The following is a 10,614-nucleotide window of genomic DNA, read 5'->3' as shown; positions in this document are numbered from 1 at the left end:
ATGCTGCTATTTGATGAAATACCACAGCCAATCACTTGGTACGATGAATTTGAGAATCAATCTAGGTTCTTGAATGGATATGAAAAACACATGTTTGAATTATTGGTGCAAAAAGATAGATTATTACCGTTTCAGGTAAGATTTCCATTGGACGAGTTTGTGACTTTATTTGAAATTTATGATAATTCTGATGCCTTAATTTCAAGGTTAGACATTACACAGCTCAAGTATGTAAACCTTGTAGAACAGGAATTCAATTATTATTTATGGCCTTCTGACTATGCTATTAAAACGATTTCTGGACAAGATTTAAATTTGCCTTGCGGAAAATCATATTATTTAAAGTTGAATACTAATTATTCAGAATATTATTCTGAACTATTTGTACCAATAGATAGTATTGAAAAATATTTAATGATTGAATGGTCTGAAGAACATAACGTTGATCCCGCATATTATTTAGGGGAATTAGGCTTCAGATTTAGATTTTTTGTTGATACCTTTATAACAAAAGGTATTCCATCAATAATTGTTGAGTCAGACGAAGATGGCCATGGAGAAATAATTGATATTTCCAGAAAGGTCAGCATAACTTATGATATTGATTTTGGAATCATACCAAATTTCATTTATGAAGCCATAGCCTTTATGGCGATTCATAGAGATATTATAGTTACTACCCCCAAGAACTTACGAGAAGGAAGTATAATCAATGTTTCACTAGAGGAAACTCAGATTGATGATCTATCTTACTGGCATTTAGTAATGAATTTTCAACAAGGAAGATATTACTATAATACTGCTTGTGGCCATGATATACAACCTCCTAAAACGGAAGAGTATCTAATAGATCAAGGAGCAACTCAAGATTCATATGATTCTTTCATTGAACAAGAAGATTTATCGTAAGAAAATATGAGAAGAATTAAAGCTCGTGTTATTCGGAATATTGGGACCGAGGCACAATGGTTGCAAAAAAATCAAATTTTAGGTGATGGTGAAATTGCTTTGGTACGTTTTGGAGGGCGTGTAAGAATTAAAGTAGGAAATGGTACTCTAAATTTCTCAGGGTTGGGGTACCAAGACAATGATCTAAAAATTTCAGAGGCAACACCTTCTTTTCCTTTTATTTCAGGAGAAGGTCCTGCCCCTGAGGGAATTTATTTAGCAAATGGATCGGGTGTCTATAATGGAAATATACAGGTAGATACTACTAATAGGGTGGTTGTTTTGATTTGGGACGGTGTATCAGAATTAAAAAAGGTTGAAACGTTTATTCCTCCACCATCTGGTAAAGACACTTTTAACCCCTTAGGAACCGAGCTTGCTAATGAAAGAGCAACCGCTGGATATGTTCAACCAGCCTTATCTATTTTAAAGAACTCAAACAACCTAGCTGATAATTCAAAAATGATAAGGGGAGCTTATATATTCGATGATGGAAGATTGGTTGGATCTGATAATAGTATATGTTTGCCTGCTTTTAATATTGATACATCAAAAACGCATATTAGTATTAGTGGAGCTGGAAGCCTACCATCTTCTTTTGCTAGTGGTGTTTTTTTTAATTCAGTTGGAGAACCATTTGTTAGGACGAAAGATCGTTTAAATATTCCGATTCCTGAAGGGGCGGTGAAATTTGCTCCCACAATTGCAAACACATCAGGCATCGGGGTAAATCCAACAAATAGTGTTTATAAAAATACTCTTATGATCAATTACGGTCCATCTGCATTGCCCTATGAGCAATATGGTTCTGTTGTTGACCCTGCAAAAATACCAAAGGGTTATTTTGAAGAAGCTAAAACTGCGATAAAATATAATTATATAATTGCAACAAGAAATTCGGAAAACTACAACAGTATTCGGAATATTATCAAAGGAATATCTGACGCTTCAGAGAGGAATAGATACTTGATTATTGTACCTGCTGGTAGGTGGTTTGAATATGATCTTCAGGGTAAAAAGTTTGTCGATGTTGCGGGGTTTGGTATGGGTAAATATGGCACCACGTTGTTCTGTAATGGTAATGATTCAAGTAAGATTGCCCCTTCTGACTCATATTATGCCGATGCCCGAGGTAAGGCTCTTTCTGCTGTTAATATCAGCCAAATCCATGTTGTATTCGCTAAAGAGGAAACCAACTATTCAAACTTGACACTTGAGGTTACTAGAGGTAAATATGCAGCACATATCGACAATCCTACATGGAAAAATCTATTGTTCAAAAATGTATGGTTCAAAGAGGATGGTAATTCTTCATATCCAATAGGGATTGGACTGCATGGTGGCCAAACATTGGAGTTTGATGATTGTGTCTCTGAAAGATTTCCTTATTATGGACCATATGACAATAATGGACAACCAGCAAATTATAATGATAACATAAATGGAAGGCATGCAATATTTTTTCATAATACTACTAATCAATCAGAGCCATGTCACTTGATTGTTAGGAGAATGAAGATGATCAACTGTGGCTATATTAACGTGGATGAATGTGGTAGCAATCAAAATGATACTGTTGATCTTATTGATTGCCACACTAATGATATTGGTCAAATTGCGTTTATGGTTGATATTAACGGCAATAAAGATACTCTTTGGGTAAATCCTGATACTGGACTTAATGAGCCAGATCCAAAAAAGGTACCTTACAATATACTGGTAAATGCCACGGGGACTAGAGTTGATCACGTTGTAGATAGATCCGCAGCAAATTTTAATGCTCCATATAATACTGGAGGTCAGAGGCCAGGATGGAAGGATGTTTTGATTTCAGACTACTTTGGTGTTGCTGTGGTAAATACAACTGAAACTATACTAAAAGGTGAAGTCCTTTCTTTCGCAAGTGTGGAAAATAATAGTATCGCAATTCCTTATGCAAATAAATTTCAGAATTTCAATGAAGGACAAATTTTAGGAACAGCTCTTGAGAATGCCTCAAATGGACAGGTTAAATATGTACCAGTTGGGAAATATGCAGAGACATTGGTTAACGGTGCCATTGGAGCTGGAGATATCAATAAGAAGATTGTTTGGGATGAAGTTAATAAGTATATGAAAGCAGATCCTTCGGCAGACATAAGGAATATTCAGGGAAGTGCTCTAACGAGCAAATCATCGGGAAGTAGTTACGGTATTGTAAAGTTAATAAAAACATGAATTATATAATTAAAACAATAAAAAATAACAATATATTTGTATAACAAAATATTTTAAAACATGGCAAACATTAATTGTCCTTCTGGATGTGAGGAAGCAGCTCTTCCAGCATTCGTTTTTGATGACTGTGCCCCTGAAGTCAATCCTAGTCAAATCGCCAAGGTCCATTTTGCACCAGGTAATGCAGCTCCATTTACGGATGTATCAAGTCCAACAGAATGGGCAACTCGTTTGGGAAATACTGTAGCAGCTGGAAAAGATATTCGTACCCTTACAGGCATAGGCTCTAAACCAAAGCCTACACCTTCGGTAGTTAATATTTCTGGCCGTCGTAAAAAAACTACTAATCGTGCTCATGCATTAACCTTTAAGGTTGACGAAACTAATCAAGCTAACCATGATGCTATGAGAACCATTCAATGTGGTGGAACTTATACCATTTGGTTTGAAACATTTGGTGGTCTTTTGTTTGGTGGAAACGAAGGTATTAAAAAAGCATCCATTGATGTAGGAGATGTAATGGATGAAGGGGATGAGGCAATCATCATTCATGAGTATTTAATTGAATGGAGTAATCTTCATTCTCCTGAGCGTGTTATTTCACCTTTATAAAATCATTTCGTACTCATTTTTTACTGTTTATTTACCCCTTCAGAATAGCTTCTGTAGGGGTTTTTAAATTTTCACCAACTAATTAACAATGAAATACATATCATATTCAAGCGCTGGACATCATTTAAAAGATAGTGGGGCAATTGGAGTAAATGGACGTAAAGAAAATCTGGAAACAATCAGTTTCCGGGAAATGGTCAACCAGGGCCTAAAAAATCAAGGGAAAACTGTAGTTCAGGATAATGACAATGAAACGCTTAGTCAATACTTAGGTCGGATAAATCCTACAGATAAAGACGTTGTTGTTGAACCTCATTTTAATGCTTTCAACGGAAAAGCTACCGGAGTCGAAGTTCTTATAGCAGATGATGCGAATGATCGATCTAAAGCGATGGCTAAGGAATTAGTCGATGGTTATTCTAAGATTATGGGAATTGCAAATCGAGGAGTGAAAAGAGAGAGCCAATCAGCCAGAGGCAGATTAGGCCTTATGAGGAAAAAAGGTGCCGTTGCATTGATTGAGATCTGTTTTATTGATAATTCTAATGATATGGCTGCTTATGATAGAAACAAAGTAAACTTAGCTTGTTTTACCGCTCAAATTATTTCAAAATACGATTTGAATTAATATATAAATGGAAGAATTTTTAAGAGAACACGTATTGCCGAATCTGTGGGGAGCAGGCATCGGAGCAATTACCGCGCTATGGATGTGGATTAGATCAAGACCAAAGGAAAAGATCGAGAACGATGGGGGTATTGTTGAGAATGCCAAGAAAGTCCTCGAAATGTCAGAGGATATTGCCGAGCGCTTAGAAAAGCAACTTGCAGCATCAGACGGTATTATCGAATCTTTAAAGGAGAAATTAAGGATTGCAATCGATGAGGGAAATGAATGCAAGAAAAGTTTGAATAAAATTAAGGCTGAACTTGACGAATTCAGAGCCTTGTGCGAAAGTCAAAAGCTGGAACTTGAAGCGTTACGAGAAGAGTGTCGCCTATTGAGATTAACAATTGAAGCAAATGAAAAGACTGATAATATTAGTGATAGTCTGCACCTTAATTAGTGGGTGCGGACTGTTTAAAAATAACAGTAAAAATCTATTAATAGCCAAGTCAGCTGTTGAACTCGAACAAAGAAAGAGTACTGAATTAGATTTTCGTGGCAAAAGCAATGTCTTAGATATCAATACAAGTGTAAAATCAATTGACAAGTTGAAGCGTACTAATATCAAAGCTGATAAAGTGAATTTCAATTCTGATGGATCCTTTAATGCGGAAGGTGATGTACAATTGGATATAGAAGAAAGTGAAAAACTACGACAATTGGATAGTGCATTTAAAAAACTTCAATCTGACATATCCTATTATTTAACCTCATCTGAAGAGTTAAAAACAGAAAAGACAGATTATAAAAAAGATCTTGCCAAAATTTCAGAACCAAGTGGAAAAGGGGTGTTTTCTGGAATGATTGCGTTTCTTGGAATAATATTATTCTTTATGATATATTTCGGAATTTACCCTAATAATAAAAATTGAATTGTTATTTCTTTTTAAAGAATCACATAAATTTATCTTATGTGAAACAAACTTAATCATCTGAATCTCCATATATCGATTTATGAATATATTCGTTATATAAATAGTAGTTCAAAAATTGATCTCTGTGAATTTTTAAATTGGGAATGTCATTGAAATAAAAAGAATTTAAGCGTAATCCATTCTGAAAAAAAACACAGGTTAAGAAATTTAGCCCAGAATCAAAGCTTTTTATTATCGGAATGGAAATAATTCCAATTTCATTCAACCTATTAAGCATCAATTCATCTTTATTTAGATGAAATTTAACTGTATAAGCAAAATTTCCATCTTCATTATCTAATTTATCAATTATTACTTCGTCGATCTTTATTTTTGGAATGTTATTGTATCCATTAATATGCCATAAAAACCAATTTGATTTGAAAATTCCAACTAGATACTCCATTGGATGAATTTGTTTGTAGTTTTTTCTTAATTCTTCTGAATGAATTACTAAAATTTGTCGATTATTTACTCCTCTTAGAAATACTGCAGGAAAAATTTCATCAGAGTTTTGTAAGGGTTTTAAAATTCCTGTATCTAAATATTGGAATAGGTCAGTATTATTCTTGTAAAACATAATTTTAAATTAAAAATCTATAGTCTTTCCTTTCATTACTGTATTATCAATGATCAGATCTCTTTTGTAAGCTTCAAATCCCGATCTGTCCCTATGGCCAGTTAAAGTCATAACTTGATTATCATCAAATCCTGCAGTAATTAACGATACAACTCTTGTATGCTTCCAGGAATAAAGCGTATAATTATAGTCTAATTTAAGATTATCTTTAATTGTTTGATATCTTCTAGCAAAATAATCGTGATAAACTGGATCATTATTTGGTTTTTTACCTTTCCCAAAAACGTAATAATCTAATGGCTGAGCTATGAGGTTCATTTCAGAAATTAGATTCATTAATTCATCACATATTGGAACAAACCTATAGCCGGTCTTTCCGTTAACTTTAATTTGTCTTGAAACCATGTCTATATCCTGGATTTTTAACAATCGAATTTCTTTAGGCCTCATGCAACTGTAAAATATCCATTTAGAATACCTATACATCTCAGGATTTTTTGAAATTTCCTTTTTTACTTTTGCAGCAACTTGTGGTGTATAGTATTTATTTTTTTCGGCTTTATCTTTTTTAAGAATTAAATCAGACAGGTCGATGGTATATTTAATATTTGGATTGTATTTCTTCTCAAGTTTTGCAACTCTCGAGAATAGTTGACTCATGAATTTTGAATGGTTGTTATATGTCCTTGGAGTCCATTCTTCTTCAAAAAAGTTGTAATCTAAAAATGATTGAATATCAACGTCTGTTAATTCACTGAACGGTATTAAAGGATCAGGTAAATTTTGGACCCATTTCCTCAAATTATTAATAAAAGAAACATAGGTCCTAATTGTATTTGGTTCAAGTCCGGATTTGGTACAATAATCCAAGAATTTGTTCATTGCTATTTCTGTAGACCAAGGTTTTTTGGATTTTAGTTTGGTCTCAACATCAATTTCTTTTTCTGCAGTATTTAATTGATCTTCAATATAAATCTTTGGCATAAAAGGATTAAATCCATTAGCTAATGCATAATCGATATCTTCTTTCAATTGGTTGACGGCAATTTCCTTTTCATGAACATCATGAATATAATTTACACCATCCCTTACATAGAACTTTTTAAACTTACCTGGATATTCTGGATATTCAAATTCATACACAACCCTCCAATCTCCACTAGATGCTCTTATAATTCTTGCATTCTTATATTTTTTAGCATTCATAAACCTTTTCCTCTTAGAATTATGACTTGGTGCTGTTTTTGGTGCTGGTTTTGCACTTAAAACAGAAAAACCGCTCTCAATTGCTTGAAAGCGGCTTTTGTCTTGCGGAGAGGGCGGGATTCGAACCCGCGGTACCGTTTCCAGTACGACAGTTTAGCAAACTGTTCCTTTCGGCCACTCAGGCACCTCTCCGGGTTTCGACAGTGCAAACATAACGCAAAATTTTCACTCTTCAAAGTCGATTTAGTGAAAAATACGCATTTTATGAAGCGCCTACAGCAACCTTTTGAATATCAATTTGTTTTTTTAATTATCTTTCTTCTTACTTAGATCGTAATCAATGCGTACATGGTAAATGCTCTTCAGCATAGCCTTGAAAATCTTCGCTGATTCTGTGATCTCACGCATCGTAATATCCGCGTTCTGGAATTGTCTCTGCAATAGTTTATGGTCAATGATCTTATCCACTAAATTATTGATAGATTCTTCGGTAGGTTCCTTTAAAGCTCTGGAAGCGGCTTCAACGGAGTCTGCCATCATCAAGACTGCAGTTTCTTTTGAGAATGGTACTGGACCAGGGTATTTGAAGATGGACTCATCAATTACTTTATCTGGATTGGCTTTTACTGCCATATTGTAAAAATAGTCAACCTTGGTAGTACCGTGATGCGTACGGATAAAGTCAATTACGACTTCCGGCATCTGGTTTTTCCTGGCCATTTCAATTCCTTTCAGAACGTGCGAAATGATGATCTGTGCACTTTGTTCTGGTGTCAGTTCCTCATGTGGATTGTCATTGGTTTTCTGGTTCTCGATAAAGTACAGCGGATTGATCATTTTACCAATATCGTGGTACAAGGCACCTGCACGAACCAATAGTGGATTGCCACCAATCTTATAGATGGCTGCTTCTGCTAGGTTGGCAACCTGTAGGGAGTGCTGGAATGTACCTGGAGCTTTTAAGGAAAGCTCTCGCAATAGCCTGGAGTTACTATTGGTTAGCTCCATTAAGGTCAAGTCAGAAACGATTCCGAATAATTTCTCGAAGGCATAGATCAATGGATAGGCGAGGAGGGTCAATCCCACACTCACTGTAAATGGAAGGATGTCTTGCCAATAAATGGAAGAAAAAGATCCGTTACGGGTCAATACCAATCCCATATACGCCAAGATGTATGTTCCAAGGATCAGGACGCTGGATACTAAAAATTGCTCTCTTTTTACGAGGGTACGGATGCTGTAGATAGCTACCATTCCGGCAGTGAATTGCAAGAACACAAAATCAAAGCTGTTAGGGACGAAAAGTCCAGCTATCAGTACCATCAGGATATGGATGTTCAATGCTATCCGCGTATCGAATAATAACCTGAAGATAATCGGCACACTACAGTATGGGATATAATAAAGGCTTGGGATCTTGATCTTGATGGCCCAACTCAATACCCCTAACATCACCAAGATGACGACGAAGATAATGAACAATAAGCGGTTGTTGTTGAAGATATCCCTCCTGAAGAAATATAGGAATACCATCAAAAGCGCCATAGCTAGCGAAATCAGGATAAAGTGCCCAAATGTGACTAAATTCTGCTCGCCGCTGATCCTGGATTCGTCCTCGAATACCTTTCGCAGGGATTCTAATTTTTGGTAAGTATCGTTGTTGATGATCTTCCCTTGTTCCGCAATCAGTTCGTCCTTTTGGACCATCCCTCGGGTAGTAGAGATGTTTGCCAAGGCCGTTTGTTCAACTTTGTTGGTCTGGGATTCATTGAAGACATAGTTGATGGTAATGTAGTTTTTCAGGACTTCAGACAACCATTTCTTATGTTCAATCAGTTTATTCTTCTCTAGGGCACCAACGATATACTGGTTTGCAGATTCTATGGTATAGCAATCAACAGTGTTCTTCTGCTGGGCGATATTATCGTGGATAAGGACAAAATTGTATTCCAGTGAGGTTGGATCATTTCTGGAAGAGTCATTGCCCTTGTTTTGGTATCGATTATTTAGGGATAGTACTCCTCGCTCATAGATGTAATTCAGGAGGGCAGTACCTACTTCTCTATAGTCATTGAGATTACCGGTCTCTGTGGAGTCAAGCTGGCTGGATTGCCACTTTTCGTTAAGATCCGTGTTGAACTGATCGATCTGTTCCTTACTGGCAACATCGTTAAGGTTATAGATCGGTTGGACGGTATTTAGGATATATTGCTTGTCGCGCTCCATTTCTTCGGCAGTTTTGAGGACTGCGAAGTTGTAAGGGGAAGTCAGGTTCTCATGGTTCCATGGTTTTCCTTTTTGGTATTCGTACCTAAACCTGGGTTGTTTGGGTAGGAATATACAGATCAGGACAATGGTCAAAACGACCATCCCATATTTCCACAAACTGGAGTTTTGCTGTAATTTATCCTTAGGGTAATTTATCTTTAATTTCGCCACAATCTAATTTTAGTAATCCTAACTAACAAATGTAATTATTTTACGGCAAACAGTTTGTTTTTAGGCCAAGACAATCTGAAAACATTAGCAATCAGCAGTAGGATGGAACAGGAATTGGAAAGAGATTGTAAGTTGAATGTAGCATTTCACTGGAAAACCTGTCTATTTTTCAATTAGAGGATAATACTTGTTATCTTTGCAGAAAATTTAAGACATGTCCACACAACAACACTTAATAGCACCATCAGTATTGGCAGCAGATTTTGCAAACCTACAGCGTGATGTAGAGATGATCAATGCGAGCGAAGCTGATTGGTTTCATATTGACATAATGGATGGGGTATTTGTTCCCAACATCTCCTTTGGATTTCCGGTTATGAGTGCCATTGCAAAGCATGCTAAGAAGCCTTTGGATGTGCATTTGATGATTGTAGATCCAGATCGTTACTTGAAAGTTTGCAAGGACAATGGGGCAGAGGTTATCACGGTTCATTATGAAGCTTGTACCCATTTACATCGCACATTAGCAGCGATTAAGGAATTGGGATGTAAAGCAGGCGTTGCGTTAAATCCGCACACTCCAGTTTCATTGTTGAAGGACGTAATTCAGGATATCGATCTAGTTTGTTTAATGTCTGTAAACCCAGGTTTCGGTGGACAGAAATTCATTGAACGAACGTATAGTAAAATTAAAGAATTACGCGCTTTGGCAGCAGAGCAAAATACGGATGTGTTGATCGAAATTGATGGGGGAGTAGGGACTTCAAATGCAGGCAAATTATTGGCCGCTGGAGCAGACGTTTTAGTAGCTGGAAGCTTTGTGTTTAGTTCTGAAAATCCAGTTCAAACGATACAGGAATTGAAGGCTGTAGACCCTTCAGTTCAATTGGTTTAACAGCATTGTTTAGAATACTTCCAAATTAGCTTGAAGTGGCAGAAATGCGAATAAAACGCAGTTTTTTTTGTATTTTTGCGTAAACAGCTCTTAGTATGGGCTTAACAGTTAAAATTTAATAAATCATATTAAACTA

Annotated in this window: 10 protein-coding genes and 1 tRNA gene; 7 read left to right on the top strand and 4 right to left on the bottom strand. The window is 36.0% G+C overall.

Annotation, left to right across the window (positions count from 1 at the left end; translation table 11 throughout):
• From CKW03_RS12825 to CKW03_RS12800, 6 genes are all read left to right on the top strand, one after another.
• Nucleotides 1–909 (top strand): hypothetical protein, encoded by a 909-nt coding sequence (locus CKW03_RS12825; RefSeq protein WP_093097503.1) that lies wholly within the window; start codon nucleotides 1–3, stop codon nucleotides 907–909.
• A 6-nt stretch (nucleotides 910–915) separates the two neighbouring features.
• Nucleotides 916–3,165: a hypothetical protein gene (locus CKW03_RS12820; RefSeq protein WP_093097502.1), complete on the top strand. Its 2,250-nt coding sequence runs from the start codon at nucleotides 916–918 to the stop codon at nucleotides 3,163–3,165.
• Between the two features lie 60 nt (nucleotides 3,166–3,225).
• Complete coding sequence (locus CKW03_RS12815) at nucleotides 3,226–3,777, top strand: hypothetical protein (RefSeq protein WP_093097500.1); 552 nt, start codon at nucleotides 3,226–3,228, stop codon at nucleotides 3,775–3,777.
• 88 nt (nucleotides 3,778–3,865) lie between these two features.
• The gene (locus CKW03_RS12810) at nucleotides 3,866–4,405 is read left to right on the top strand and encodes an N-acetylmuramoyl-L-alanine amidase (protein WP_093097498.1); all 540 of its coding nucleotides are present in this window, start codon (nucleotides 3,866–3,868) and stop codon (nucleotides 4,403–4,405) included.
• A gap of 7 nt (nucleotides 4,406–4,412) precedes the next feature.
• Nucleotides 4,413–4,844, top strand: coding sequence for a hypothetical protein (locus tag CKW03_RS12805; RefSeq protein ID WP_093097497.1), 432 nt, complete (start codon nucleotides 4,413–4,415; stop codon nucleotides 4,842–4,844).
• A complete protein-coding gene (locus CKW03_RS12800; protein ID WP_093097495.1) occupies nucleotides 4,801–5,316 on the top strand; it encodes a hypothetical protein in 516 nt (171 codons plus the stop codon). The genes CKW03_RS12805 and CKW03_RS12800 overlap by 44 nt, the downstream gene beginning before the upstream one ends.
• A 52-nt stretch (nucleotides 5,317–5,368) precedes the next feature.
• Here CKW03_RS12800 and CKW03_RS12795 read toward each other — a convergent pair whose 3' ends face one another.
• The 4 genes from CKW03_RS12795 to CKW03_RS12780 all read right to left on the bottom strand — a co-directional run bounded on the left by CKW03_RS12795 (nucleotide 5,369) and on the right by CKW03_RS12780 (nucleotide 9,583).
• Nucleotides 5,369–5,938, bottom strand: a complete 570-nt coding sequence (locus CKW03_RS12795; RefSeq protein ID WP_093097493.1) for a hypothetical protein — start codon at nucleotides 5,936–5,938, stop codon at nucleotides 5,369–5,371.
• 9 nt (nucleotides 5,939–5,947) lie between these two features.
• Nucleotides 5,948–7,144 carry a tyrosine-type recombinase/integrase gene (locus CKW03_RS12790; RefSeq protein ID WP_093097492.1) on the bottom strand — a complete coding sequence of 399 codons (1,197 nt, stop codon included), beginning with the start codon at nucleotides 7,142–7,144 and terminating at the stop codon, nucleotides 5,948–5,950.
• A gap of 105 nt (nucleotides 7,145–7,249) precedes the next feature.
• Nucleotides 7,250–7,336, bottom strand: a tRNA-Ser gene (locus tag CKW03_RS12785).
• Nucleotides 7,337–7,450: 114 nt separating this feature from the next.
• Nucleotides 7,451–9,583: an HD family phosphohydrolase gene (locus CKW03_RS12780; RefSeq protein WP_093097490.1), complete on the bottom strand. Its 2,133-nt coding sequence runs from the start codon at nucleotides 9,581–9,583 to the stop codon at nucleotides 7,451–7,453.
• A 214-nt stretch (nucleotides 9,584–9,797) separates the two neighbouring features.
• Between CKW03_RS12780 and rpe the strand changes: the two genes are divergently transcribed.
• Entirely contained in the window at nucleotides 9,798–10,478 is a 681-nt protein-coding gene (gene rpe / locus CKW03_RS12775) for a ribulose-phosphate 3-epimerase (protein ID WP_093097489.1), read from the top strand.
• Nucleotides 10,479–10,614: the final 136 nt, after the last annotated feature.

The organism is Sphingobacterium mizutaii, assembly GCF_900187125.1.
GTDB lineage: Bacteria > Bacteroidota > Bacteroidia > Sphingobacteriales > Sphingobacteriaceae > Sphingobacterium > Sphingobacterium mizutaii.
This window is presented reverse-complemented; position numbering and strand designations above follow the sequence as displayed.